This window comes from Micromonospora mirobrigensis (assembly GCF_900091555.1).
Taxonomy (GTDB): domain Bacteria; phylum Actinomycetota; class Actinomycetes; order Mycobacteriales; family Micromonosporaceae; genus Micromonospora; species Micromonospora mirobrigensis.
Map to the genome: position 1 here is coordinate 194,838 of NZ_FMCX01000004.1, position 25,228 is coordinate 220,065.

The 25,228-nt window shown below is 73.5% G+C and carries 28 protein-coding genes; 13 read left to right on the forward strand and 15 right to left on the reverse strand.

Annotated features, from left to right (window positions below; all coding sequences use genetic code 11):
* Position 1: 1 nt before the first annotated feature.
* Genes GA0070564_RS15460 through GA0070564_RS15470 form a run of 3 tightly spaced genes read right to left on the reverse strand, consistent with a single transcriptional unit; the run spans position 2 to position 2,544 of the window.
* Positions 2 to 931 carry a diacylglycerol/lipid kinase family protein gene (locus GA0070564_RS15460; RefSeq protein ID WP_091609347.1) on the reverse strand — a complete coding sequence of 310 codons (930 nt, stop codon included), beginning with the start codon at positions 929 to 931 and terminating at the stop codon, positions 2 to 4.
* Positions 932 to 976: 45 nt separating this feature from the next.
* Complete coding sequence (locus GA0070564_RS15465; RefSeq protein ID WP_091609348.1) at positions 977 to 2,206, reverse strand: RNA polymerase sigma factor; 1,230 nt, start codon at positions 2,204 to 2,206, stop codon at positions 977 to 979.
* Positions 2,203 to 2,544, reverse strand: coding sequence for a YciI family protein (locus tag GA0070564_RS15470; RefSeq protein WP_091609349.1), 342 nt, complete (start codon positions 2,542 to 2,544; stop codon positions 2,203 to 2,205). Before GA0070564_RS15470 ends, GA0070564_RS15465 begins: the two co-directional genes overlap by 4 nt.
* 175 nt (positions 2,545 to 2,719) lie before the next feature.
* On the opposite strand from GA0070564_RS15470, the gene GA0070564_RS15475 reads away from it, so the two are divergent.
* The 6 genes from GA0070564_RS15475 to GA0070564_RS15500 all read left to right on the forward strand — a co-directional run bounded on the left by GA0070564_RS15475 (position 2,720) and on the right by GA0070564_RS15500 (position 8,529).
* Positions 2,720 to 3,037, forward strand: coding sequence for a hypothetical protein (locus tag GA0070564_RS15475; RefSeq protein ID WP_091609350.1), 318 nt, complete (start codon positions 2,720 to 2,722; stop codon positions 3,035 to 3,037).
* 145 nt (positions 3,038 to 3,182) lie between these two features.
* Positions 3,183 to 4,721, forward strand: coding sequence for an ABC transporter substrate-binding protein (locus GA0070564_RS15480; RefSeq protein WP_091609351.1), 1,539 nt, complete (start codon positions 3,183 to 3,185; stop codon positions 4,719 to 4,721).
* Positions 4,722 to 4,737: 16 nt separating this feature from the next.
* Positions 4,738 to 5,682 (forward strand): ABC transporter permease, encoded by a 945-nt coding sequence (locus GA0070564_RS15485; RefSeq protein ID WP_091609352.1) that lies wholly within the window; start codon positions 4,738 to 4,740, stop codon positions 5,680 to 5,682.
* Complete coding sequence (locus GA0070564_RS15490) at positions 5,679 to 6,560, forward strand: ABC transporter permease (protein WP_091609353.1); 882 nt, start codon at positions 5,679 to 5,681, stop codon at positions 6,558 to 6,560. Before GA0070564_RS15485 ends, GA0070564_RS15490 begins: the two co-directional genes overlap by 4 nt.
* The gene (locus GA0070564_RS15495; RefSeq protein ID WP_091609354.1) at positions 6,557 to 7,537 is read left to right on the forward strand and encodes an ABC transporter ATP-binding protein; all 981 of its coding nucleotides are present in this window, start codon (positions 6,557 to 6,559) and stop codon (positions 7,535 to 7,537) included. The genes GA0070564_RS15490 and GA0070564_RS15495 overlap by 4 nt, the downstream gene beginning before the upstream one ends.
* A complete protein-coding gene (locus GA0070564_RS15500; RefSeq protein WP_091609355.1) occupies positions 7,534 to 8,529 on the forward strand; it encodes an ABC transporter ATP-binding protein in 996 nt (331 codons plus the stop codon). The genes GA0070564_RS15495 and GA0070564_RS15500 overlap by 4 nt, the downstream gene beginning before the upstream one ends.
* A 70-nt stretch (positions 8,530 to 8,599) precedes the next feature.
* Here GA0070564_RS15500 and tatC read toward each other — a convergent pair whose 3' ends face one another.
* From tatC to GA0070564_RS15525, 5 genes are all read right to left on the reverse strand, one after another.
* Complete coding sequence (gene tatC, locus GA0070564_RS15505; RefSeq protein WP_091609356.1) at positions 8,600 to 9,553, reverse strand: twin-arginine translocase subunit TatC; 954 nt, start codon at positions 9,551 to 9,553, stop codon at positions 8,600 to 8,602.
* A gap of 18 nt (positions 9,554 to 9,571) precedes the next feature.
* Positions 9,572 to 9,898: a Sec-independent protein translocase subunit TatA gene (tatA, locus tag GA0070564_RS15510; protein ID WP_091609357.1), complete on the reverse strand. Its 327-nt coding sequence runs from the start codon at positions 9,896 to 9,898 to the stop codon at positions 9,572 to 9,574.
* Between the two features lie 213 nt (positions 9,899 to 10,111).
* Positions 10,112 to 10,360 (reverse strand): hypothetical protein, encoded by a 249-nt coding sequence (locus GA0070564_RS15515; protein WP_091609358.1) that lies wholly within the window; start codon positions 10,358 to 10,360, stop codon positions 10,112 to 10,114.
* Positions 10,361 to 10,370: 10 nt separating this feature from the next.
* The gene (locus GA0070564_RS15520) at positions 10,371 to 11,378 is read right to left on the reverse strand and encodes a helix-turn-helix transcriptional regulator (protein ID WP_091609359.1); all 1,008 of its coding nucleotides are present in this window, start codon (positions 11,376 to 11,378) and stop codon (positions 10,371 to 10,373) included.
* Positions 11,375 to 12,364, reverse strand: a complete 990-nt coding sequence (locus tag GA0070564_RS15525) for a helix-turn-helix transcriptional regulator (protein ID WP_091609360.1) — start codon at positions 12,362 to 12,364, stop codon at positions 11,375 to 11,377. Before GA0070564_RS15525 ends, GA0070564_RS15520 begins: the two co-directional genes overlap by 4 nt.
* 130 nt (positions 12,365 to 12,494) lie before the next feature.
* Here GA0070564_RS15525 and GA0070564_RS15530 point away from each other — a divergent pair, with 130 nt between their 5' ends.
* The 6 genes from GA0070564_RS15530 to GA0070564_RS15555 all read left to right on the forward strand — a co-directional run bounded on the left by GA0070564_RS15530 (position 12,495) and on the right by GA0070564_RS15555 (position 17,937).
* Entirely contained in the window at positions 12,495 to 13,493 is a 999-nt protein-coding gene (locus tag GA0070564_RS15530) for a cation diffusion facilitator family transporter (RefSeq protein ID WP_091609361.1), read from the forward strand.
* Between the two features lie 42 nt (positions 13,494 to 13,535).
* Positions 13,536 to 14,621: a DUF3866 family protein gene (locus tag GA0070564_RS15535; protein ID WP_091609362.1), complete on the forward strand. Its 1,086-nt coding sequence runs from the start codon at positions 13,536 to 13,538 to the stop codon at positions 14,619 to 14,621.
* Between the two features lie 72 nt (positions 14,622 to 14,693).
* The gene (locus tag GA0070564_RS15540; RefSeq protein ID WP_342672551.1) at positions 14,694 to 15,452 is read left to right on the forward strand and encodes a serine hydrolase; all 759 of its coding nucleotides are present in this window, start codon (positions 14,694 to 14,696) and stop codon (positions 15,450 to 15,452) included.
* A gap of 3 nt (positions 15,453 to 15,455) precedes the next feature.
* Positions 15,456 to 16,148 carry a VanZ family protein gene (locus GA0070564_RS15545; protein WP_245670020.1) on the forward strand — a complete coding sequence of 231 codons (693 nt, stop codon included), beginning with the start codon at positions 15,456 to 15,458 and terminating at the stop codon, positions 16,146 to 16,148.
* Between the two features lie 5 nt (positions 16,149 to 16,153).
* Positions 16,154 to 16,852 carry a response regulator transcription factor gene (locus GA0070564_RS15550; RefSeq protein ID WP_091609662.1) on the forward strand — a complete coding sequence of 233 codons (699 nt, stop codon included), beginning with the start codon at positions 16,154 to 16,156 and terminating at the stop codon, positions 16,850 to 16,852.
* On the forward strand, positions 16,831 to 17,937 hold the full coding sequence (locus GA0070564_RS15555; protein ID WP_091609363.1) for a sensor histidine kinase: 1,107 nt from the start codon (positions 16,831 to 16,833) through the stop codon (positions 17,935 to 17,937). The genes GA0070564_RS15550 and GA0070564_RS15555 overlap by 22 nt, the downstream gene beginning before the upstream one ends.
* A gap of 111 nt (positions 17,938 to 18,048) precedes the next feature.
* Here the strand turns inward: GA0070564_RS15555 and GA0070564_RS15560 are convergent, their stop codons facing one another.
* The gene (locus tag GA0070564_RS15560; protein WP_091609364.1) at positions 18,049 to 18,243 is read right to left on the reverse strand and encodes a hypothetical protein; all 195 of its coding nucleotides are present in this window, start codon (positions 18,241 to 18,243) and stop codon (positions 18,049 to 18,051) included.
* Between the two features lie 59 nt (positions 18,244 to 18,302).
* Positions 18,303 to 19,661 (reverse strand): Pup--protein ligase, encoded by a 1,359-nt coding sequence (pafA, locus tag GA0070564_RS15565; protein ID WP_091609365.1) that lies wholly within the window; start codon positions 19,659 to 19,661, stop codon positions 18,303 to 18,305.
* 133 nt (positions 19,662 to 19,794) lie between these two features.
* On the opposite strand from pafA, the gene rfbB reads away from it, so the two are divergent.
* Entirely contained in the window at positions 19,795 to 20,775 is a 981-nt protein-coding gene (gene rfbB, locus GA0070564_RS15570) for a dTDP-glucose 4,6-dehydratase (RefSeq protein WP_091609366.1), read from the forward strand.
* A gap of 132 nt (positions 20,776 to 20,907) precedes the next feature.
* Here the strand turns inward: rfbB and prcA are convergent, their stop codons facing one another.
* The 5 genes from prcA to dop form a co-directional block, all read right to left on the reverse strand.
* A complete protein-coding gene (gene prcA, locus GA0070564_RS15575) occupies positions 20,908 to 21,738 on the reverse strand; it encodes a proteasome subunit alpha (protein ID WP_091609367.1) in 831 nt (276 codons plus the stop codon).
* A 63-nt stretch (positions 21,739 to 21,801) separates the two neighbouring features.
* Positions 21,802 to 22,641: a proteasome subunit beta gene (gene prcB, locus GA0070564_RS15580; RefSeq protein ID WP_176730685.1), complete on the reverse strand. Its 840-nt coding sequence runs from the start codon at positions 22,639 to 22,641 to the stop codon at positions 21,802 to 21,804.
* The gene (locus GA0070564_RS15585) at positions 22,560 to 23,042 is read right to left on the reverse strand and encodes an endonuclease VII domain-containing protein (protein ID WP_245670022.1); all 483 of its coding nucleotides are present in this window, start codon (positions 23,040 to 23,042) and stop codon (positions 22,560 to 22,562) included. The genes prcB and GA0070564_RS15585 overlap by 82 nt, the downstream gene beginning before the upstream one ends.
* Before the next feature lie 191 nt (positions 23,043 to 23,233).
* On the reverse strand, positions 23,234 to 23,443 hold the full coding sequence (locus GA0070564_RS15590) for a ubiquitin-like protein Pup (RefSeq protein WP_091609663.1): 210 nt from the start codon (positions 23,441 to 23,443) through the stop codon (positions 23,234 to 23,236).
* Between the two features lie 106 nt (positions 23,444 to 23,549).
* Positions 23,550 to 25,067 carry a depupylase/deamidase Dop gene (dop, locus tag GA0070564_RS15595; protein ID WP_091609370.1) on the reverse strand — a complete coding sequence of 506 codons (1,518 nt, stop codon included), beginning with the start codon at positions 25,065 to 25,067 and terminating at the stop codon, positions 23,550 to 23,552.
* Positions 25,068 to 25,228: the final 161 nt, after the last annotated feature.

Genomic DNA, 25,228 nt, shown 5'->3' on the forward strand with positions numbered 1-25,228 from the left:
CTCAGCGGTCGGGGCTGTCGGCCGGGGCCATCACCCGCAGCGCGTTGACGTCCAGTCCGACCCGGATCGGCGTGGTGCCGCAGAGCTCGCCGTCCACCTCCACCCGCGCCGGGCGGTCGGTCTCCAGCCACAGCTCCCCGACGGCGAGGAACGGCTCGTCGGCGAGGCTGCGACGGTGGCCGGTGGCGGCGTTGCGGGTGGTCTCGCGCAGCAGCCCGCGCCGGGTGGCCCCGCCGACCGGGTACGCCACCAGCAACCCGTCGTCGGCGTTCGCGTCCGCGGTGATGGGCCGGCCGGCCTGGAAGCCGCCGTTGGCCACGTACAGCTGGTGGGTGACCAGTTCCCGCGCGGTGTCCCCGGCGCGCAGCGTGACCCGCAGCGGCCGGTGCCGGGCCAGCAGCGCCAACGCCGTCGCCGGGTACGCCAGCCGGCCGGTGAGCCGCTTCAGCCGCGGCGGGGTGCGGAGCATGATGTCGGCGGAGAGCCCCACCCCGACGTGGTTGGCGAACCGCGTCCCGCCGATCAGTCCGAGGTCGACGTCGATCACCTTGCCGTCGGTGAGCACCGCGACCGCGGCGTCGAGGTCGAGCGGGACGCCGACGGTGCGGGCGAAGTTGTTGGTGGTGCCCAGCGGCAGCAGGCCCAGCGCGATGTCGCGGTGCGCGAGCAGCCGGGCGGCGGTGCCGAGGGTGCCGTCGCCGCCGCCGGCGACCAGCAGGTCAGGGCCGAGGTCGGCGGCCTCGGCGAGCTGCTTCTCCAGCTCGCCCGGTCGGTCCACCGGGCAGTCCCGGACCAGGGTGAACCCGGCGGCGAGCAGCCGGGACCGGGCGCCGTCGTGGAGCCGGCGGCCGCGCCGGGAGTGGGCGTTGACCACCAGGGCGGCCCGTCGGTCCCGGCGGATGGCCGCCCCCAACTCCTGCTTGGTGCGCATGGGCACCGAGCCTATCCCGGTGGCGCACCCGGGCACGTTGCGCCGCTACGGCACCAGTTCCGCGGCGCGGTCCAGCAGCGCCCGCCGTTCGGCGGGACCGTGGGCCAGCTCGGCGGCGCGGCGGAACAGCTGGGCGGCCCGCGGGGCGTCGCCGTACCGGGCGGTGAGGTGGGCCTCGGCGGCGACCGCGTGCGCGTTGCCGTCCAGCTCTCCGTCGCCGCGCGCGGCGGCCAGCAGCCGCAGCCCGGCCGTCGGCCCGTACGCGTGGCCGTGGGCGACCGCCCGGTTCAGCGCCACGACCGGGCTCGGGTGCAGCCGCAGCAGCGCGTCGTACCCGGCGGCTACGGCCGCCCAGTCGGTCCCCGCGGTGCTCGGCGCGGTGGCGTGGCAGGCGGCGATCCGGGCCTGCCACGCGTACGGGCCGTCGGGCAGGCCGGCCAGGATCTCCCGCGCCTCGGCGATGGCGGCGGCGTCCCAACGGGACCGGTCCTGCCGGTCGAGGGTGAGCAGGGTGCCGTCGGCGTCGCGGCGGGCGTCGCGGCGGGAGTGGTGCAGCAGGAGCAGCGCCAGCAGCGCGGCGACCTCCGGTTGCTCGGGCATCAGCCGGGCCACCAGGCGGGTCAGCCGGATCGCCTCGTCGGCGAAGGCCGGCTCCCCGTCGGCGTCGTGGCCGAGGGTGAACAGCAGGTAGAGCACGGCCAGCACACCGGGTAGCCGCTCGGGCAGTGCCGGTCCGCTCGGCACCCGGTACGGGATGCCGGCCGTCCTGATCCGGGTCCTGGCCCGGGTGAGCCGGCGGGTCATGGTGGCCTCGGTGACCAGCAGCGCACGGGCGACGTCGGCGGTGGGGACACCGAGGACGGTCCGCAGGGTCAGCGCCACCCGGTCGGCGAGGCGCAGCGCCGGATGGCAGCAGGTGAAGACGAGCCGCAGCCGGTCGTCCACCAGGTCCTCCCCCTCCCCCGGCCCGTCGTCCGGGCCGTCGGTGAGGGCGAGCACCGCCAGGTCGCGCAGCTTGCGCCGCTCGACCGAGGCGCGGCGCAGCACGTCCAACGCCCGGTTGCGGGCCACCGTCATCAGCCAGCCGCCCGGGTTGGCCGGGACGCCGTCGTGCGGCCAGCGCTCCAGGCCGGCTGCGAGGGCCTCCTGGGCACAGTCCTCGGCGAGTGCCCAGTCCCCGGTGACCCGGATCAGGGCGGCGACGATCCGCGGGTACGACTCGGTCCCCGCGACCGCGGCGGCCTGCGCCGCCGCGGTCGGCCGGGTGTCGGTCACGCGGAACCGGGCAGGTCGACCAGCGGGCGCAGCTCCAGGCGGCCCGCGTACGCCATCGGGTGGGCCCGGGCCACCTCGATCGCCTCGTCCAGGTCGGCGCACTCGAGCAGGTCGAACCCGACGATCAGCTCCTTGGTCTCGGCGAACGGGCCGTCGGAGACCAGCAGCTCCCCACCGCGGACCCGCACGGTGGTGGCGGAGTCGGCGGGCCCGAGCACGCTGCCGTCCAGCCGGCGGCCGTTGGCGTCGTTGTCGGCCACCCACGTCTCGACGTCGGGGTGGGTGGCGGTGTCGGGGTCCGGCTCGGTGTCGGTGCAGACGAACATCAGGTACTTCATCGTGGACGCTCCTCGGTTGTGGGGCTCTGACCAGGGTGACGAACGGCCACCGCCGAACCGGACAGCGCCGGCGGAGAAATTCTGGACGAGGTTGTCGCCGAGGTCACGCCCCCGATGGTCGTTTATCGACCGGCCGTCGGGAAATGCTGGAAGGACGTCGACCGGAGGAGCACCGATGGCCAGCAGCAGCCGACCCAGCCAGTCCCGCCCCCTGCCCGCCGGCGTGACCGACCCGCTGCTCTGGCGGCTCGCCGAGGACGTCGCCGCGGCCCACCAGCCGGACGAGAACGGCAACTGCCGCAATCTGCTCTGCGCCGGCCAGCGGGGGCCCTGCGGTCCGCTGGTCAACGCCGACCGGGCGCGCCGGCTCGCCGGCGGTGAGCCGGCGGTGGACCGGCCGGCCGGCTCTCGCGGGTCCTGGCCGCTGGCCGGCGAGCGGCGCGGGCCGGCGCCGCAGCGCCCGGACCGCCGCCGGTCCCGCTCGGCGGCCTGACCACCGCGATCGAAGCTGATCATTAACAGACATTTCCTGTACGCACCACAAGGGGCGGTCGGCGGCCTTTCCCACCATTGATTGACATCACCTCCGATTCGCAGAACGATGGCACCTTCGTTCCGCGAGGCATCGGAGGGGGACCGTGTCCAGAATCGGATCCAGGTTGATCGGCGGCGCACTCGCCCTCGCGCTGGTCACCGTCGGCGGGTGCAGTTCCGGTGAGAGCGTCGACGTCGACGGTGCCGCCACCCAGGGCGGCGCTGGCGGGGTGCTGACCGCCGCGATCGGTGGCGAGCCCGACCAGCTCGACCCGCACCGGACCTCGGCGTACTACAGCTTCGAGGTGCTGGAGAACGTCTACGACACCCTCGTCGAGCCGGACGAGAACCTGCGGATGCAGCCGTCACTGGCGACGAAGTGGACCACCAGCGCCGACCAGCTCACCTGGACGTTCACCCTGCGCGGCGGGGTGCGCTTCTCCGACGGCTCGCCGCTGACCGCCGAGGACGTCAAGTACTCCTACGACCGCATCGTCGGCGAGAAGCTGAACGCGGCGTACCGGTTCGCCGCGGTGAAATCGGTCGCGGCGCCCGACCCGACGACGGTGGTCGTCACCCTCTCCGCGCCCACCCCGAACCTGCTGGCCAACCTCGGCGGGTTCAAGGGCGTCGCCATCGTCGAGAAGTCCAACGTCGAGTCGGGCGCGATCAAGACCAAGCCGGTCGGCAGCGGACCGTTCGCCGTCGCGTCGTACACCTCCGGCGACAGCGTCAAGCTGGTCCGCAACGACAACTACTGGAACACGAAACCGAAGCTTGACGGGGTCACCTTCACCTTCGTCAAGGACCCGACGGTGGCGTTGCAGAACCTGCGCGGCGGCGAGGCCCAGTGGACCGACAACCTGCCGCCGCAGCAGGTCCCGGCGCTGACCGACGGCGGTGAGCTAACCGTGCAGCGCAAACCGTCCGCGGACTACTGGTACCTGGCGCTCAACCAGGCCCGCAAGCCCTACGGCGACGTGAACGTACGGCGCGCCGTCGCCTTCGCCCTCGACCCGGCCGCGATCACCAAGGCCGCCAAGTTCGGGCTGGCCACCGTCAACCAGACCGCCATCCCCAAGGGCAGCTCCTGGTACTACGAGTACGCGCCGTACCGGCACGACCCGGAGCAGGCCAAGGCGCTGCTCGGCCAGGCCGGGGTGAGCGGGCTGACCATGGACCTGATGGTGACCAGCGAGTACCCGGAGACGGTCAGCGCCGCCCAGGTGATCGCCGCCCAGCTCAAGGAGGTCGGGATCACCGTGAAGATCCGTACCCTGGACTTCGCCCAGTGGCTCGACGAGCAGGGCAGGGGCACCTTCGACGCGTTCATGCTCGGCTGGCTGGGCAACATCGACCCGGACGAGTTCTACTACGCCCAGCACCACAGCGGCGGCGCCTTCAACTTCCAGAAGTACCGCAACCCGGCGGTGGACAGGCTGCTCGACGCCGCCCGTACGCAGACCGACCAGGGCGCCCGCAAGCAGGCGTACGACCAGGCGGCGAAGCAGATCGTCGACGACGCCAGCTACATCTACCTGTACAACCCGGACGTGGTGCAGGGCTGGTCGAAGAAGGTCACCGGCTACCAGGCCCGCACCGACCGGGCGATCCGCTTCCGCGACGTCGCCCTGACCAAGTGACCCGGCGGGGTACGCGGTGAGCCGCTTCGTCCTGCGCCGGCTGCTTCAGTCGGCCGTCGTCCTGCTCGGGGTGACCCTGGTGGTCTTCCTGCTGCTGCAACTGGTTCCCGGCGACCCGGTCCGGGTGGCGCTGGGCACCCGCTTCGACCCGCAGACGTACGAGGCGCTGCGCACCCGGGCCGGGCTGGACCGGCCGCTGGTCGCCCAGTACTTCAGCTACGTCGGCCGGGCGGTCACCGGTGACCTGGGGGTGAGCTTCCGCAGCGGCCAGCCGGTCACCCGGATCGTGCTGGAACGCCTGCCGGCGACGCTGTCGCTGGCGTTGACCGCGGTGCTGATCGCGGTGCTGGTCGCGTTCCCGCTCGGCGTGCTCGCCGCCGTCCGCAGCGGCTCGGCGCTGGACCACGCGGCCCGGGTGTTCAGCCAGTTCGGCGTCTCGGTGCCCGACTTCTGGATGGGCATCATGGGCATCCTGCTCTTCGCCGGGGTGCTCGGCTGGCTGCCGCCGTCGGGCTACGTGCCGCTGACCGAGGACCCGGCGGGCTGGCTGGCGCACGTGCTGCTGCCCGCCGCCACGGTCGGGCTGGTGACCGCCTCCATCCTCACCCGGTTCATCCGCTCGTCGGTGCTGGAGGTGCTCTCCGCCGACTACGTCCGCACCGCCGAGGCGAAGGGGCTGCGCACCCGGGTGGTGGTGCTGCGGCACGTGCTGCGCAACGCCCTGATCCCGGTGATCACCGTCGTCGCGGTGCAGCTCGCCAGCCTGCTCGGCGGGGTGATCGTGGTCGAGGTGCTCTTCGCCTGGCCCGGCATCGGCCGGCTCACCTACGACGCCGTCCAGGCCCGCGACTATCCGGTGCTCCAGGGCGCCGTGCTGCTGGTCGCCGCGCTGTTCCTGCTGATGAACCTGCTGGTGGACATCCTCTACGCCCGCCTCGACCCGCGGATCACCGCCCGATGAGCGCCGCCCGGGACAGCCAGGCGCGGCGTGCCCTGTCGGCGCTGCGGCACGACCCGCCCGCGGTGGCCGGCGCGGTGGTGCTGCTGGCCCTCGTGGTGGTGGGGACCGCCGGGCGGTGGCTCGCCCCGGCCGGCGTCAACGACGTCGACGTCGACCAGATGCTGCACCCGCCGAGCTGGGCGCACCCGTTCGGCACCGACGAGCTGGGCCGCGACGTGCTCAGCCGGGTGCTGGTGGCCGCCCGGGTCTCGCTGGAGGTCGGCGTGGTCAGCGTCGGCATCGCGCTGCTGGTCGGCGCCGGCATCGGGCTGGTCGCCGGGTACTACCGGGGCTGGGTCGACAACGTGCTGATGCGCGGCATGGACGTCCTGTTCGCCTTCCCGGTGCTGCTGCTGGCCGTGGCCATCGTGGCGGTCCTCGGCCCCGGCCTGCTCACCGCGATGATCGCCATCGGCGTGGTCTACACCCCGATCTTCGCCCGGGTCACCCGCGCCGGTGTGCTCTCGGTGCGGGAGCAGGTCTTCGTCCGGGCGGCGGTCTCCATCGGCGCGTCCGACCTGCGGATCATCCGCCGGCACGTGCTGCCGAACATCGCCGCGCCGCTGATCGTGCAGACCTCGCTGTCGCTGGCGTTCGCCATCCTCTCGGAGGCGGCGCTCTCCTTCCTCGGCCTGGGCATCCAGCCGCCCGCCCCGGCCTGGGGCCGGATGCTCTTCGACGGGCGCGGCTTCGTCACCGAGGCGTGGTGGCTGGGCTTCTTCCCCGGCGCGGCGATCTTCCTGACCGTGCTCGCCTTCAACCTGGTCGGGGACGCGCTGCGCGACGTGCTCGACCCCCGTCAGCTGACCCTCGGCGAGGCATCGAGGAGCACCACGTGACCGACCGACCCGTGCTCGCCGTCGAGGAACTCACCGTCACCCTGGGCACCCGCTCCGGGTCGGCCCGCGCCGTCGCCGGCGTCGACTGGTCCGTCCACCCCGGCCGGACCCTCGCCCTGGTCGGCGAGTCGGGCAGCGGCAAGACGATGAGCGTGCTCGCCGCCACCGGCCTGGCGCCGCGTACCGCCCGGGTCACCGGCCGGGTGCGGCTGCTCGGCGAGGAGCTGACCGCACTGGACCCGAGGCGGCGCCGGCAGCTGCGCGGCCGGCACGTCGGCTTCGTCTTCCAGGACCCGATGACGTCGCTGAACCCGGTGCTGACCGTCGGCCGGCAGGTCACCGAGGCGTGCGAGGAACACCTCGGGATGAGCCGCCGGCAGGCCCGCGACCGGGCCGTGGAGCTGCTGGAGCTGGTCGGCATCCCGTCGGCGGCCCGCCGGGTCGACGACCACCCGCACCAGTTCTCCGGCGGAATGCGGCAACGGGTGGTGATCGCGATGGCGTTGGCCTGCGACCCGGCGCTGCTGATCGCCGACGAGCCGACCACCGCTCTGGACGTCACCACCCAGGCGCAGATCGTCGAGCTGGTCGCCGGACTGCAGCGACGACTCGGGACCGCCGTGGTCTGGATCACCCACGACCTCGGGGTGGTCGCCGGGGTCGCCGACACGGTGGCCGTGATGTACGGCGGCCGGATCGTCGAGCAGGGGCCCGTCGACGCGGTCTTCGCCGCGCCCGGGCACCCGTACACCCGGGCCCTGCTGGCCGCCCGGCCGCGGCCCGGCGGGGCCGGCGACGACCTGCCGGCCATCCCCGGCGCCCCGCCGAGCCCGCTGGAGCTGCCGGCCGGTTGCGCCTTCTGGCCCCGCTGCCCGGTCCGCGGCGACGCCCGCTGCGAACACGAGCTACCGCCGCTGACGCCGGTCGGGCCGGACCATCGGGTACGCAGCTTCTACCGCACCGGGGAGGACCGATGAGCGCCGAGGTGGTCGCCGAGCTGGACGACCTGAAGGTGTGGTTCCCGGTGGCCGGCGGTGCGGTCCGGGCGGTGGACGGTGTGTCGCTGCGGATCCACCCCGGCGAGACGCTCGGCCTGGTCGGCGAGTCGGGCAGCGGCAAGTCCACCACCGGGCTGGCCCTGCTCCGGCTGGTCGACCCCACCACCGGGCGGGTCCGGGTGGCCGGGCAGGACGTGACCGGCTGGTCCCGACGCCGGCTGCGCGGCGTACGCCGGAAGGTGGCCATGGTGTTCCAGGACCCGCAGGCGTCGCTGGACCCGCGGCACACCGTGGCGGCCAGTGTCGCCGAGCCGCTGGTGGTGCACCGGCTGGGCGGTGACGCCGACGCCCGACGGCGGCGGGTCGCCGAGCTGCTCGACCTGGTGGGCCTGCGCCCGGAGCTCGGCGGGCGGCACCCGCACGAACTCTCCGGCGGCCAGCGGCAGCGGGTGGGGATCGCCCGCGCCCTGGCCGGGGAGCCCGACCTGATCGTGCTGGACGAGCCGATCGCGTCGCTGGACCTGAGCGTCCAGGCGCAGATCATGAACCTGCTGCGCCGGCTGCAACGCGAGCTGGGGCTGACCTACCTGTTCATCTCGCACGACCTGGCCGCCGTGGAGCACATGAGCGACCGGGTCGCCGTGATGTACCTGGGCCGGATCGTCGAGACGGGCAGCCCCGCCCAGCTCTGGCAGCAGCCGGCCCACCCGTACACCGCCGCCCTGCTGTCGGCGATCCCGGAGGCCGACCCGGCGGTGGAACGGCACCGCCGGCGGATCATCCTCGCCGGTGACATCCCCAGCCCGGTGGACCCGCCGAGCGGCTGCCGGTTCCGGACCCGCTGCCCCAGCGCCCGGCCCGACTGCGCCGACACCGACCCGGGCCTGGACCCGGTGACCGGCGACCACCGGGCCGCCTGCCTGTACGCCGGCGAGGCGGTCCGGGAGATGCGCGCGACTCCCACCCCCTGACCGGACAAGGCGAACGCCGCCCCCGCGGTCGGGGGCGGCGTTCGCCTTGTGTGCCGTGCCTGCCGGGCGGTCAGGTCATCTCGTCCCAGCGCCGCTCGATCGGCGCCGGGGCGGCCACCGGCTCGGGTGCGGGGATCGGGGCGACCACGTCGACCCGCTGCCCCGCCTCTACCGGTTCGGTGCTCAGGTCCAGCGGCGACACCTCGTCGTCGGCCACGTCGGCGTAGAGTTCCCGGCCCCGGCCCTTGCGGCGGTCGTTGAGGAACGCCACCCCGACCGCGCCGAAGTAGAGCGCGGAGAGGCAGATCGCCAGCGCCGTCATGCCGAACGGGTCGGGGGTGGGGGTGACCACCGCCGAGAAGGCGAAGAAGATGAAGATCGCCACCCGCCACCAGCTGAGCAGCCGCTTCGCGCTGGCCAGGCCGACGAAGTTGAGCATCAGCACGATCAGCGGGAACTCGAACGCCACCCCGAACAGCAGGATCAGGTTGGTGACGAAGGAGATGTAGCGGGTGATCTCCAGCGTGGTGGTGATGTTCCCACCGGCGGAGACGTTGAGCAGGAACTCCAGGCCCTTGGCGGTGACGAAGTACGCCAGCACCGCGCCGCCGGCGAACAGCGGCGCCGCCAGGGCGGTGAAGATGTACGCGTACCGCCGCTCGTGCCGGTGCAGGCCCGGGGCGATGAACGCCCACAGCTGGTAGAGCCAGACCGGGGCGGCCACGATCAGCCCCACCCAGAGGGCCACCTTCATCTGCAGCAGCAGCAGGTCGGCCGGGCCGAGCTGGACGAAGTTGCAGTCCCCGTTGGCCAGCCTCGACTTCGGCAGGCCGCAGTAGGGCTCCTGCAGCAGGTGCAGGACCGGGTTGGAGAGCCAGAAACCGACGCCGAAGCCGACGACGATGGCCAGCGACGCGCGGAACAGTCGGGTACGCAGCTCGCGGATGTGCTCGATGAGCGTCATCGAGCCGTCGGCGGCCCGGTCGAAGTTGCTCGGGCCGCGCTTGCGCAGGGCGATGGCCACGGTGCTCGGGCCCTTCGGTCAGTTGTCGCGGACGCGCTGCACCGGGTCGACCGGCGGGGCGTACGGCTGCTGCACCGGCTGCGGCTGGGCCTGCGGCTGCGGCGGGTACGGCTGCTGCTGCGGCTGGGCGTACGGCTGCTGCTGGGGCGGCAGCGGCTGGTAGCCGGCCTGGGCGTCGGCCTTCTCGGCGAGGTCGTCGTCGTCGTGCAGGCTCTTGGTCTCCGCCTTGATGATCCGCATCGAGCGGCCCAGCGAGCGGGCCGCGTCGGGGAGCCGCTTCGCGCCGAAGAGCAGGATCAGCACGACCACGAGTACGGCGATGTGCCACGGCTTGAGGGCACCCATGGGAAGCTCCAGTCGCTCTGTGTCGAAGGGTGTGTCGCAGCCCATCGTACGTGCGTCGCGGGCCGTTGCCACCCGCCGGGCCCCTGCTGGTGGGTGCCGGCCGGTGAAGTCTCGACCACCACGAAGTGTCCCGTCAACCACCCGGGGCTGATCATCGCGGCGCGGAACGGACGGCGAACGCGCAGCCGCGCACACGGCACCGACCGGGATCGATCAGTGGCCGCGCCTGGCCTTGATCAGCTCCACCCGCTGCTGGGTGGTCTCGGCGCGGCGCTGGAGCTCCCCGGCCCGCGCGGCGAGCTCCTCGGCGGCGTCCCGCAGCGCCTCCGCCTCCCCCTGGCGCCGCTGCAACGCCACGGCCGCCCGGCGCAGCCGGGGCAGCCGCACCAGCACCGGCCGGGCCGCCAGGGCCAGCACGACGAGCGCGAACAGCAGCACCGCGAGCACGATCCACTTCACCACGGCGGTCAGCCTACTGGGTGACCGCGGCCACCGCCGGGTCGCCCGCCGGGGTGGCGTACGCCGCCAGCGCCGCGGTCGCCTGGGCACGGACCTGCTCGGCCAGCTCGGCCGGGGCCACCACCGTCACGTCGGGCCCGAGGCCGAGCACGAACCGGCGGGCCCAGCCCAGGTCGGTCACCCGCAGCGACACCACCCACTCGTCACCGGTGCCGCGCTCCACCCGCTCACAGGGGTAGTACTCGGTGATCCACCGCTCCCCCCGCCCGATCCGCAGGGTGATCAGCGGCAGGTCCGGCGACGGGCGGAACACCCCGTCGCTGAGGTCCTGCGGGCGGGCCTGCGGCGGCGCCACGGCCGGTTCGTCCAGCACGGCGACGGCGTCGATCCGGTCGACCCGGAACAGCCGGACCGCCTCGGCGCGCCGACACCACGCCTCGACGTACGCCCGGCCACCCACCATCAGCATCCGCAGCGGGTCGATCACCCGCTCGGTGGTCTCGTCCCGGGCCGCGGTGTAGTAGGTGATCCGCAGCGCCCGGCCACCCTCGACCGCCGCGCGCAGCTCCCGCACCCGGGCGGTGTCACCGGGCAGGCGTACCTCCACCGGCGCCCCGGCCAGGTCACCGGCCGCGCTCTCGATCTTGGCCAGGGCCCGCTCGACGGCCTCCCGGTTGGCCACGCCCGGCGTCTCGGCGATCATCCGCAGCGCCACCACCAGGGCCAGCGCCTCGTCCGGGGTCAACCGCAGCGGCCGGTCGATGCCCGCGTCGTAGGTGATGGTCACCCGGTCACCGTCGAACGCCATGTCGATCAGGTCACCCGGGCCGTAACCGGGCAGCCCGCACACCCAGAGCAGCTCCAGGTCCTCGCGCAGCTGCCGCTCGCTCACCCCCAGGTCACCGGCCGCCTCGGCGATCTCGATGCCGGGCCGGGCCAGCAGGTAGGGCACCAGGTTCAGCAGCCGGGCCAGCCGGTCGGCGGACGTCCGGGACCCGGCCCGGGGCGTCGGCCGGCTCACCGGGCCACCGCCAGCTCGTCGTGGCGGGCGGCGATCTCCTTGAGCCGCTGGATGACCGCCTCGCGCACCTCCGGTGGGTCGACCACCCGCACGTCCGGCCCGTACCCGACCAGCTGGCCGGCGAGGTAGTCCGCGTCGGCGTACGGCAGGACGAGGAGGTCACCGTCCGGGCGGGAGGCGTTCTCCACCGCCCAACGGCGCAGGCCGGCGACCCGGCCGGGGGTGACCAGCACGGTGGCCCGCCCGGTCCGCTCCACCGGGCCCGACCAGCGGGCGACGTGGCTGATCAGGTCGACGTCGGCCGGTGGCCGGTAGGCGCCCGGCGCGCCGGTCGGCCGGACCGCGCCGACCACCCGGGAGAGCCGGAAGCAGCGGGTGGCGCCCCGGTCCAGGTCGTGTCCGACGACGTACCAGCGGCCGCGCCAGCAGACCACGCCCCACGGCTGCAACCGGCGGGTGGTCGGTTCGTCCCGGTCCGGGACCCGGTAGTCGAAGCTGACCTCCCGGCGGTCCCGGGCGGCGGCGGTCAGCGGCGCGAACGCCGGGTCGACGGTGACCATCGGCTCCAGACCGAGGGTGGCCTGCGGGTCCACGTCCACCCCGGCGGCGCGCAGCTTCGCCAGCCCCGAGGAGGCGGCGGCGGCCAGCCCGGCGTGCTGCCACAACCGGGCCGCGATCCCGACCGCCGCGGCCTCGTCCGGCTCCAGGGGGATGTCGGGCAGCGCGTACTCCCGGTGCGCGATCCGGTAGCCGGGCTCGGCGTCGAAGACGCTCGCCGTCCCGGTCTCCAACGGCACCCCCAGCTCCCGCAGCTCGGCCTTGTCCCGCTCGAACTTGCGCTGGAACGCCTCATGGTCCTTGGCGTCGTCGGGGTCGTGCTCGTACCCGGGGACGGTCGCGGCGATCTGCGCGGCGGTCAGGAACCGTCGGGTGGAGAGCAGGCAGATCACCAGGTTGACCAGGCGTTCGGTGCGGGTCCGCGACACGGTTAGACGCTAGCAGCCCACACGTCCGCGCCGGGGACCCGCGCGGGCGTGCCGCGCCGTACGCCACATTCGGCGTTCCCCGGTAGCCGTCGCCGGGCGGCCCGGACCGGGCGGACTTAGGGTGAGGCCCATGTCGGAAGCGGAAGTCAAGAGCGAGAGCGTCGGCACGGTCGTGGTCGCCGGCGCGGCCAACCTCGCCATCGCCATCGCCAAGCTGGTCGCCGGCCTGATCTCCGGCTCGGCGGCGATGCTCTCCGAGGCCGCCCACTCGGTCGCCGACACCACCACCGAGGTGCTGCTCTACCTGGCGCTGCGGCGCGGCGCGAAGCCCGCCGACACCCGACACCCCTTCGGGTACGGCAAGGAGAGCTACGTCTGGGCGTTCCTGGCGGCGCTGTTCACCTTCGTCGCCGGCGCCGGTTTCGCCATCACCCACGGCGTCACCACCATCCTCGTGCACGAGCACAGCGGCAACTACCTGATCTCGTACGTCGTGCTGGCCATCTCCTTCGTCATCGAGGCGATCTCCCTGGCCCGGGCGGTGCGCCAGGTCCGCAGCGAGTCCCGCCGCTGGCGCACCAGTCCCCGCCGGTTCCTGCGGCTCACCGCCGACACGACCGTCAAGGCGGTCTTCCTGGAGGACAGCGCCGCGCTGATCGGCCTGCTCATCGCCGGCGTCGGGCTCGGCCTGTCGCAGCTCACCGGCGACGAACTCTACGACGGCGTCGCCTCCATCCTGATCGGCGTGCTGCTGCTGGTGGTCGCCGCCATCCTGGCCACCAGCAACATCTCCCTGCTGGTCGGCCGGGCGGTGCCCGAGCGGATCCACCGCGAGATCGAGCGCGACCTGGCCGGCCTGCCGACCGTCGACCGCATCGACACGCTGATGACCATGCAGCTCGGGCCGGAGGACATCCTGGTCGCCGCCAAGGTCGACTTCCGCGACGACGCCACCGGCGCCGACATCGAGGCCGCCGCCGACGAGGCCGAGCGGCGGCTCACCGAGCGCTACCCGGAGATCGCGTACGTCTTCCTCGACCCCACCCGGTCGCTGCCCGGCCTGGAGGGGCGGCGGGCCCGACGTACCCAGGAGGGCAGCCCCCAGGAGTCGGCCTCCCCGCAACCCTGACCCGGCCGCGACCGGATCCCCCGGCGCGGATACCGTGCCGGGATGGTGCGATGGCGGTCCGGCACGGTCACGGTGGTACGACGGCGGTGGACCGGCGCGGTGGAGCTCGACGTCGCCCTGCCCGACGGCTCCACCATGCGGGCGCTGGCCTACCCGGCGCTGGTCGGCGACCCCGAGCCCGGCGACCGGGTGCTGCTCAACGCCGGCGCCCTGCTGATGGGGCTGGGCACCGGCGGGTACGCGCTGGTGGTGGCCCTGCCCGACCGGCTTCCCCCGGACCCGCCGCAGATCGGTGACACCCGCGACGCCGGCCACCTGGTCAAGGCCCGCTACACCCCGTTGCAGCCGATCCTGCTCGGGGTCGACGAGGAGGCCTCCCCGCACCGGGAGCTGCTCGCCACCGCCGAGGACGTCGCCGGGATGCCGGTGGTCACCGCCGACCTGCACTCCGCCCTGCCGGCGGTCCTCGCCGGTGTCCGCACCGATGCGCCCGACGCCCGGGTGGCGTACCTGCTCACCGACGGTGGGGCGCTGCCCGCCTGGTTCTCCCGCACCCTCGCCGGCCTCGCCGGCCAGCTCGCGGGCACGGTCAGCGTCGGGCAGGCCTTCGGCGGCGACCTGGAGGCCAGCACCCTGCACAGCGGCCTGCTCGCCGCCCGGCACGTGCTCCACGCCGACGTGGCGATCGTCGCCCAGGGACCCGGCAACCTCGGCACCGGCACCCGTTGGGGCTTCTCCGGGGTGGCCGTCGGCGAGGCCGTCAACGCCGTCGCCGCGCTGGGCGGGCGGCCGGTCGGCTCACTGCGGATCTCCGACGCCGACCCCCGCCCCCGGCACCGCGGCGTGTCCCACCACAGCCTCACCGCGTACGGCCGGGTCGCCCTGACCGGCGCGGACCTGGTGGTGCCCGACGGCCTCGACCCGGCGCTGGCCGCCGAGGTGGACGCGGCGCTGACCCCGCTGGCCGGCCGGCACCGGATCGTCCGGGTGCCCACCGACGGGCTGGACGCCGCGCTGCGGGCCAGCCCGGTCGGCCTGTCGACGATGGGTCGCGGGCTCGACGCCGACCACGCCTACTTCCTGGCCGCGGCCGCCGCCGGCCGGCACGCCGTACGCCTGCTGCGCTGACCGGCGCTCCCACCGGCGGGTGTATCGGGGACGTATCGAGAAACGCATACGCCACCGCAACGGCCCGGCGTCTTGGCTGGGGGACGAACCGCGGCGCCGCAGACGACGGCGCCGCGTCCCCGACCGGGAAGGGAACCCGCGGATGGACTCGAAAGCGGTAGGAGGTGTCGGCCGGCGGCGGCTGGTCGCCTGGGGCGGGCTGGCCGCCGCCGGGGTGGTGGCGGCCGGCGGACCGCTCGGGGGCGCCGTCGGCCACGCGGCCCCCGTCCACCCGGCCCGGAGCACATCTTCCGGCGCTGCGGGATGACCGGTTCGGCGTTCTTCACCCGACCACGGTGGCTCACCGACCGGCACATCGCGCACCCGTACCTCACCCTGGCCGACGGAAGCCGGGTCGACGCCCTGCGCCACCTCGACCAGGGCAGCCCGTACCCGCACCTGCTGGGTCGGAACCCGGGACGCGCCTTCATCGACGCCCTCGGCGACGGCGGGTTCGCCACCGCACCCGACCTCGTCCGGTTCGTCCGCGCGCTGGGCGACGGCACCCTGCTCGACCGGCCCTGGGCCGACGTGCTCACCGCGGCCAAGGTCCCCCTCGGCCCCACCTCGTTCGGCACGTACGGGCCCTCGGCCGAGATCCTCGGCGGCCAGTGGGCGATCCAACGGGCCGGCGGCGACCCCGGTGTGGGGGCCAACTGGAGCAGCTACCCGGACACCGGCTGGGTCGGCGTCATCCTCGCCAACCACGACGACGCGCCACTGCCGGAGATGATCGCCCGGGAGATGCGGGCCGTGACCGGCGTCGCGCCCGGCGACGGGTCGGGTGGCTGAGCCGTGGAGCAGTCACCGCCACGGCACCGCACCGGCGTCGTCGCGCTCGCCGGCCTGGCACTGCTGGGCCTGGCGGGCGCGGCGTACGCCGTGCGGCGGCCGCTGCTGATGTCCGCCCCGGCCTGCCTGGCCGGACGGTGGCACGGCTGCGGCGACACGGAGAACGGCGTGCTGCTCATGATGCTGGTCGGCCTGCCGGCGGCCGCCGTGGTGGCGTGGGCCCTGGCGCGCCACCGGCGGGCCACCGGCGCCCCCTCCGCGTGGCGGGCGTCGCTGGCCGAGGTGGGCATGATCTACGGGACGGCGCCGATGGTCTGGCTGACCCTGATGCCCGGGCCGGGGGCCGGCACCGCACCGGGGCGGACCAGCCTGGTCCCGCTGCGGGACCTGGCCACCATGGGACCGCTCGGGGTCGCCGGCAACCTGCTGATCTTCGCGGCGCTGGGCTGCTTCGCCCCGATCCGCTTCGCGGCCCTGGCGTCCCTGCCACGCATCCTGGCGCTCGGGGCGGGCTGCTCGGTCGCCGTGGAGACCCTGCAGTACGTCCTGCGGCTGGACCGGGTGTCGTCCGTCGACGACGTCCTGGTCAACGCCGCCGGCGCCGCGCTGTTCGGGCTGGCGTCGCGCCGCTGGTGGCGCCGGACGGCGACGCCGACGGCCACCCGCCCCCGCCCCGCGCCGGCACCGGCAGACTGACCCGCATGCGCGTACTGATCGTGGAGGACGAGCCCTACCTGGCCGAAGCGGTCCGCGACGGCCTGCGGCTGGAGGCGATCGCCGCGGACATCGCCGGCGACGGCGACGCCGCCCTGGCGGCGCTCGGCGTGAACTCCTACGACCTGGTGGTTCTCGACCGCGACATCCCCGGGCCGTCGGGGGACGAGGTCGCCCGGCACATCGTCGCCTCCGGCAGCGGCATCCCGATCCTCATGCTCACCGCCGCCGACCGGATCGACGACAAGGCGTCCGGGTTCGAGTCGGGCGCCGACGACTACCTCACCAAGCCGTTCGAGCTGCGCGAACTCGTCCTGCGGCTGCGGGCGCTGGACCGTCGGCGCGCACCCGCCCGACCCCCGGTCCGCGAGCTCGCCGGCCTGCGACTGGACCCCTTCCGCCGGGAGGTGTTCCGCGACGGACGCTACGTCGCGCTCACCCGCAAGCAGTTCGCCGTGCTGGAGGTCCTCGTCGACTCCGGCGGCGGGGTGGTCAGCGCCGAGGAGCTGCTGGAGCGGGCCTGGGACGCCAACGCCGACCCCTTCACCAACGCCGTACGGATAACCGTCTCCGCGCTGCGCAAACGGCTCGGCGAGCCCTGGGTCATCGCCACCGTTCCGGGCGTCGGCTACCGCATCGACACCCCGGCACGAGAGGGTGGCTCATGGACAGAGCCTCGGGCCTGAGCGTCCGCCTCAAGCTCACCGCCAGCTACGCCGGCTTCCTGCTGCTCGTCGGGGCGCTCCTGCTCGCGGTCGTCTGGGTGTTCCTCCTGCGCTACGTACCCGAGACGCCCGCCGGGCAGCCGTCGGCCGGCCCGTACGACCCGCCCCTGCTGGGCGGCCCCGGCCGGGGCGACCTGCTCCGCGCCTTCGCCCCGCGGGTGGCCGAGGTGCTCGTCTTCCTACTGATCTTCGGCCTGCTGGGCGGATGGCTCCTGGCCGGCCGGATGCTCGCCCCGCTGGCCCGCATCACCGACGCCACCCGCCGGGCCACGGCCGGGTCGCTCTCCCACCGGATCCGGCTGCCCGGCCACCGCGACGAGTTCCGGGAACTCGCCGACGCCTTCGACACCATGCTCGAACGCCTCGAATTCCACGTCGCCGAGGAGCAGCGGTTCGCCGCGAACGCCTCCCACGAACTGCGTACCCCGCTGGCGATCACCCGGACGCTGCTCGACGTCGCCCGCCGGGACCCCACCCGGGACCGGGACCAGCTCGTCGAACGCCTGCACACGGTCAACCAGCGGGCGATCGACCTGACCGAGGCCCTCCTGCTGCTCAGCCGCGGCGACCGGGCCGACCTCGACCGCGAGCCGGTCGACCTGTCCCTGCTGGCCGAGGAGTCCGCCGAGACGCTGCTGCCCCTGGCCGAACAGCGCCGGATCACCCTGGACGTCACCGGCGCGGCGGCGCCGACCCGCGGCTCCACAGAACTCCTGGCCCGGATGGTGGCCAACCTCGTCCAGAACGCCGTCGTGCACAACCTGGCCGCCGGTGGGACCGTCACCGTCCGCACCGCGGTCAACGGCGACAGCGTCGTGCTGCAGGTCGAGAACACCGGGCAGCCGCTCCCGGCGGAGCTGGTACCGACCCTCACCGAGCCCTTCCGGCGCGCCACCGACCGGGTACGCACCGACGAGCACGCCGGCGTCGGCCTGGGCCTGGCCATCGTGCGCAGCATCGTCCGGGCGCACCACGGCACGCTCACCCTCACCGCCCGGCCCGCCGGCGGTCTCCTGGTCACGGTCCGGCTACCCGGCACGCAGTGACGCGCGGGGCCGTCCGGAGCGGTAGCGGACGGCTCGGCAGCCGCCGTGGATCGGGCTCTTCGACGACCTCGCCGGCCGGACGCCCTCGCCTGCCTCGGCCTCCGCCGCGGCTCAGCCGGCGAAGATGATCAACGCAAGCCAGGCGCCCACGATCACGGCCAGCGCGACCGCCAGCACCCAGGTCGGCACGGTGTACTCACCACGCCGGTTGCGCTCGACCTCGGCGCGGATCTTGGCCCGCCGCCGGTCCATCCAGTTCAGCTTCTCGGCGCCGCCGTCGCGGTCGGAGGGATCAGAAGTGTTCATCGCGCCGCCAGCCTACCGGCCCGGCGCCGGCCGGCACCCACGCCGGCCGGCGCCCCGCCTCACATGCTGGCGATCAACCGCTCCACCCGCTCGTCGTACGCCCGGAACGGGTCCTTGCAGAGCACCGTGCGCTGCGCCTGGTCGTTCAACTTCAGGTGCACCCAGTCGACGGTGAAGTCGCGCCGCTTCTCCTGCGCGTGCCGGATGAACTCCCCCCGCAACCGCGCCCGGGTGGTCTGCGGTGGGGTCTCCTTCGCCTCGAAGATCTCCGGGTCGGTCGCCACCCGGTCCACCTCTCCCCGCCGCTCCAGCAACCCGTACAGGCCGCGGCCCCGGCGCAGGTCGTGGTAGGCCAGGTCCATCTGCGCCACCCGAGGAGCCGACAGCGGCAGGTCGTGCTTGCGCTGGTACCGCTCGATCAACTTCAGCTTGGTCACCCAGTCGATCTCGCGGGCCACCGGGTCCAGGTCGCCGGTCTCCACCGCCCGCAGCACCCGGCCCCAGAGCTCCACCACCCGCTTCGCGGTCTGGTCGCCACCCCGGCGCTCCACGAACTCCGTCGCCCTGGCCAGGTATTCCTGCTGGATCTCCAGCGCGCTGACCTCCTTGCCGGAGGTCAGCCGCACCTTGCGCCGCCCGGTGATGTCGTGCGACACCTCGCGGATCGCCCGGATCGGGTTCTCCAGCGACAGGTCCCGCATCACCACCCCGGCCTCGATCATCCGCAGCACGATGTCGGCACTGCCCACCTTCAGCAGCGTGGTGACCTCGTTCATGTTCGAGTCACCCACGATCACGTGCAGCCGGCGGTAGCGTTCCGCGTCCGCGTGCGGCTCGTCCCGGGTGTTGATGATCGGCCGGCTGCGGGTGGTCGCCGACGAGACGCCCTCCCAGATGTGCTCGGCCCGCTGCGACAGGCAGTAGACCGCCCCGCGCGGGGTCTGCAACACCTTGCCGGCCCCGCAGATCAACTGTCGGGTGACCAGGAACGGGATCAGCACGTCGGCCAGCCGGCCGAACTCCCCGTGCCGGGACACCAGGTAGTTCTCGTGGCAGCCGTACGAGTTGCCGGCCGAATCGGTGTTGTTCTTGAACAGGTAGATCTCACCCGCGATGCCCTCGTCGTGCAGCCGCTTCTCCGCGTCGACGAGCAGCCCCTCCAGGATCCGCTCCCCCGCCCGGTCGTGCGCCACCAGGTCGGTCACCGAGTCGCACTCCGGTGTCGCGTACTCCGGATGCGAACCGACGTCCAGGTAGAGCCGGGCCCCGTTGCGCAGAAAGACGTTGCTCGACCGGCCCCACGACACCACCCGCCGGAACAGGTACCGCGCGACCTCGTCGGGGGAAAGCCGGCGCTGCCCGCGGTAGGTGCAGGTGACGCCGTACTCGGTCTCGAGGCCGAAGATTCGCCGCTCCATGATGTGACATTAGCCGCCCGGGGCCCCGGATGGGCACTGCTCATCACCCGGGAGGGCGCCGGTCCACCCCTCGGGACGCGCCGCGCCGCCCCACGGGCTGCGCGCACCCGGCCCGGCGGGTACCTTGCCAGCCGTGAGGATCCTGGTCACCGGCGGCGCCGGCTTCATCGGATCGGCGTACGTCCGCCGCCTGCTCACCGGCGCCGAACCAGCGCTGCCGGACATCGGGACGGTCACCGTGCTCGACGCCTTCACCTACGCCGGCACCGCCGGCGGCCTCGAGGCCGTCCGCACCGACCCACGGCTGCGCGTCGTCCACGGCGACATCCGCGACGGCGCCCTCGTCGACGCCACCGTCGCAGGCCACGACACGATCGTCCACCTCGCCGCCGAGTCGCACGTGGACCGCTCCATCGCCGGAGCCGCGCCCTTCGTCACCACCAACGTGCTCGGCACCCAGACGCTGCTCGACGCGGCGCTGCGCCACGGCGCCCGCCGCTTCGTCCAGGTCTCGACCGACGAGGTGTACGGCTCCATCGACGCCGGCTCGTGGACCGAGGCGTCCCCGCTGGACCCCAGTTCGCCGTACTCGGCGTCGAAGGCCGGCGCGGACCTGCTCGCCCTGGCCTACCACCGCACCCACGGGCTCGACGTGGTCGTCACCCGCGGCGCCAACACGTACGGCCCGTACCAGCACCCGGAGAAGCTGATCCCCCGCTTCGTCACCAACCTGCTGGACGGACACGACGTACCGCTCTACGGCGACGGCGGCAACGTCCGCGACTGGCTGCACGTCGACGACCACTGCCACGGCATCGCCCTGGCCCAGCGCCACGGCCGGCCCGGCCGCGTCTACCACCTGGGCGGCGGCACCGAGCTGACCAACCGGGAGCTCACCGGACGGCTCCTCGCCGCCTGCGGGGCCGGTTGGGAACGGGTCCGGCCGGTCGCCGACCGCAAGGGCCACGACCGGCGCTACGCGCTCGACACCGGCACCACCCGCGCCGAACTGGGCTGGACGCCGACGGTCGACCTGGCGACCGGGCTGGCCGCCACCGTGGACTGGTACCGGGACAACCGGGCCTGGTGGGAACCGCTGGTCGGCGCCCGCTGACCGCGATTCGGCCCCCGGTCGAGCACGCCGCCCCGACACGCCGCAGCCCGGCGTATCAGCGGCCCGGGACAGCACCACCTGCCGCAGCCCGGAGCATCCCCTCGCCGGGTCGGGGTCCAGCGGCGGGAGCCGCTACGCCTCCGGCTGGTCGGCCTGGCCCTCCAGGTCCGCCGAGCCCGCCGACGTGGTCGGCTTGTGCGCCTCCTCGGTGGGCACCGTCGGAGTCTTCGCCACCCCCGGCGCGGGCGCGACGTCGGCCGCGCTGTCGCCGTCGAGCAACGCGGTCAGCGCCGCACCGGTGATCCGGCGGAACGTACGCCCCACCCGGCGCCGGTCCAGCACCGCCACCTCGAGCTGGTGCGCGGCGATCGTCCGCGCGGCACCGCCCTCACCGCCGACGCTGGCCAGCGCGGCCACCGCCGCCCGGACCGCCTCGCCCAGCGACATGTCCGGCCGGTGCTGCGACTTCAACACCCCGGTGATCGCGTCGGCCTGCCCGCCCATCGCCATCCGCCCCGGCTCGTCGTTCACCGAACCGTCGTAGGTCAGCCGGTAGAGCTCGTCGTCCTCCGGCGCGGACCCCACCTGGGCGACGCAGATCTCCACCTCGAACGGCTTGGACTGCTCGGTGAAGATCGCGCCCAGGGTCTGCGCGAACGCGTTCGCCAACGCCCGGCCGGTGACGTCCCGCCGGTCGTAGCTCAGGCCGTTCAGGTCGGCCATCCGCACGCCCGCCCGGCGCAGGTTCTCGAACTCGTTGTACCGGCCCACCGCGGCGAAGCCGATCCGGTCGTAGATCTCGCTGACCTTGTGCAGGGCGCTGGAGAGGTTCTCCGCGACGAAGAGCACCCCGTCGGCGTAGCTCAGGACCATCGCGCTGCGGCCCCGGGCGATGCCCTTGCGGGCCAGCTCGGAGCGGTCGCGCATGATCTGCTCGGGCGAGGCGTAGAACTGCATGGCCACGGCGGCGGTTCTCCTTCAGGGCGCTGTGCTGACGACTGCTGGGGTGAGGCGGGACGGGACGGCTCAGCCGCCCGGGTTCTCCATCCGCGCGGCGACGACGGCCTCGGCGATCGTCGCCGTCTCGGCGTCGGTCAGCCGATGGGTGCCGTCCGCGGACGCGGTCATCACCACCGGGTAGATCCGGCGGGTCAGGTCCGGTCCACCGGTCGCGGTGTCGTCGTCGGCGGCGTCGTAGAGCGCCTCGACGGCCAGCCGGACCGCTTCGTCGAGGGAGATCCCCGCCCGGTAGCGCTTCTTCAGCGCCGACTTGGCGAAGAGCGAACCGGAGCCGATCGCGTCGTACCCGGTCTCCCCGTAAGGGCCGCCGGTCACGTCGAAGCTGAAGATCCGGCCGGCCGTCGCCGGGTCGCTCGCGGCCAGGTCGAAGCCGGCGAAGAGCGGGATCACCGCGAGGCCCTGCATGGCCGCGCCGAGGTTGCCGCGGATCATCGATGCGAGCCGGTTGGCCTTGCCGTCGAGCGAGAGCATCGCGCCCTCGATCTTCTCGTAGTGCTCCAGCTCCACCTGGAACAATCGCATCAGCTCGATGCCGATGCCGGCGGTGCCCGCGATGCCGACCAGCGAGTACGCGTCGGCCGGGTGCACCTTCTCGATGTCGCGCTGGGCGATCAGGTTGCCCATGGTGGCCCGCCGGTCGCCGGCCATCACCACACCGCCGACGGCCGAGATGGCCACGATCGTGGTGGCGTGCGGCGCCAGGTCGGCGGCCATGCCCGGCGGCAGCGGCCGGCGGCCGGGCAGCATCTCGGGAGCCACCCGGCTCAGGAACGTGGTGAAGGAGGACGTCCCCGCGTTGGTGAACACATCTGGTAGACGCCCGGATGGATCAAAAGCCGCTGCCACGTGGTTCCTCTCAGGTACGTGATCGCCCTGGCCAGCGTCGTGGGGCTGTCCCGGAACTGGCCAAGACCACCGTTGCAATTGAAGCAGAGTATCCCGCGCACCCAGCCGGTGCGATGGTCGTGATCCAGATGTTGAGGATCTTCACCCCCGCAGATGGCGCAGACGCCGTTCTGCTCGGCGAGGAGTTCGTCGAACTCCTTCTGCCCGACGCCGTAGCGCCGCCGCAGGTGGTACTCGCGGTTGCCGCCGTAGAGTCGCTGCTTCGTCTCGTTGCCGCGAGCGTTGTGGCACGGCTTGCAGTAGGTGTGCCGCCCAGGCGCCTTCCTGATCCGTGGGAAGTCCTCGAGCGATTTGAACTGGTCGCAGTCCGGGCACCACTTCAGACCGTCCGGGACCGGCACCGAGGGCCTCTTCTGAGGAGCGGTCCCCCTCTTACGGCGACTCGCCTCAGAGCGGACCCTCGCACAGGTCTTGCAGTAGAAAGCGAGGCCGTCCGCCCGCCGCCGGTTGCGGTGGAACTCGGTGACGGGCAGGCGCCGTTCACACTCGGGACAAACCTTGTCCGACCGCTCGGGCAAATCGGACATTCTTCTCACTGACCCCCTTTCTGCACATATCCTCTCACGAATTCCTCTGCGTTCTCCTCCAGGACCGAGTCGATCTCGTCGAGCAGGTCGTCGACGTCCTCGGTGATCTCGGCGTGCCGCTCCGCCACCTCGGGGTTGGCCTGCGCGGTGACCTCGTCGACCTCGTCGCCCTGGCTCGACCCGCCGGACTGGGTCTGACCGCCCTCTTGCGCCATGTCGTCCTCCTCCACGATCGCCTGCGATGAACTTACCTCGCGGGAGCGACGAAAAGCCCGCCGCGCGCCGGCATTCGGCGCGCGACGGGCACCGCGGTCGTACGCCTCAGCCGCCGGTCAGCGTCTCCAGCAGATCCTTGGCGGTGTCGCACCGGTCGAAGAGCGCCCCGACGTGCGCGCGGGTGCCCCGCTCCGGCTCCATCATCGGCACCCGGACCAGCGACTCCCGGCCGATGTCGAAGATGACCGAGTCCCAGCTGGCGGCCACCACCTCGGAGGCGTACTGGGCCAGGCAGCGGCCACGGAAGTAGGCCCGGGTGTCCTCCGGCGGCTCGGTCATCGCCGTGCGGGTCTGCTCGTCGGTCAGCAGGGTCTTCATCGACCCGCGGGTGACCAGCCGGTGGTAGAGGCCCTTGTCCGGCCGGACGTCGGAGTACTGGAGGTCGACCAGCTGCAGCTTGTGCGAGCCCCAGGCCAGCTTCTCCCGCTCCCGGTAGCCCTCCAGCAGCCGCAGTTTGGCCACCCAGTCCAGCTCCGTGGCGCACTCGAAGGGGTCGCGGCCGAGCCGGTCCAGCACGCTCTCCCAGCGGTCCAGCACGTCGACGGTCTGCGCGTCGGCGTCGGCGCCGTACCGGTCGTCCACGAAGGAGCGCACCCGCTCCAGGTACGCCCACTGGACGTCCAGGGCGGTGAGCCGGCGGCCGTCGCGCATCCGCATCAGGTGCGCGAGCGACGGGTCGTGGCTGACCGCGCGCAGCTCGGCGACCGGGTCGGCGATGCCGAGGTCGGCGCCGAGCGCCTTCTCCTCGATCATGGTGAGGATCAGCGCCGTGGTGCCCACCTTGAGGTAGGTGGAGATCTCCGACAGGTTGGCGTCGCCGATGATGACGTGCAGCCGGCGGTACTTGTCGGCGTCGGCGTGCGGCTCGTCGCGGGTGTTGATGATGGGCCGCTTGAGGGTGGTCTCCAGACCGACCTCGACCTCGAAGAAGTCGGCGCGCTGCGAGATCTGGAAACCGGCCTGGCCGCCGTCCTGGCCGATGCCGACCCGGCCGGCGCCGCAGACGATCTGCCGGGTGACGAAGAACGGCGTCAGGTACGCGACGATGTCGGCGAACGGGGTCTGCCGGCGCATCAGGTAGTTCTCGTGGGCGCCGTAGCTGGCGCCCTTGTTGTCGGTGTTGTTCTTGTAGAGGTGGATCGGCTGGGTGCCGGGGATGGTGGCGGCCCGGCGGGCGGCCTCGGCCATCACCCGCTCCCCGGCCTTGTCCCAGCGCACGATGTCGAGGGGGTTGGTCACCTCCGGAGTGGAGTACTCCGGGTGCGCGTGGTCGACGTAGAGGCGGGCGCCGTTGGTGAGTATGACGTTGGCCAGCCCCAGGTCCTCGTCGGCGAGCGCCTCCGCCGGGTCGTACGCGGCCCCGGAGTAGGTGAAGCCGCGGGCGTCGCGCAGCGGCGACTCCTCCTCGTAGTCCCAACGGGCCCGGCCGCCGCGGTTGAGTTCCGGGCGGGCCCCGTAGGCGTTGACCACCTGCGAGGAGGTGACCATCGGGTTGGCCCCGGCCTGGGTCGGTACGGAGATTCCGTACTCGACCTCGGTGCCCATGATCCGTCTGACGCTCATCCGACCTACCGCTCTGCTCGCCCGTCCCGGTCCCCCCGTCACGTCGAGCGTAGTCGCCGTCACGCCCGATGGGGGCCTGGCGGCCGCGCGGGCCGACGGTGTCGGCGCGCGGGCCGGTACGCGCGAAGGCCCGCGGCGGGCTGCCGCGGGCCTTCGTGGTG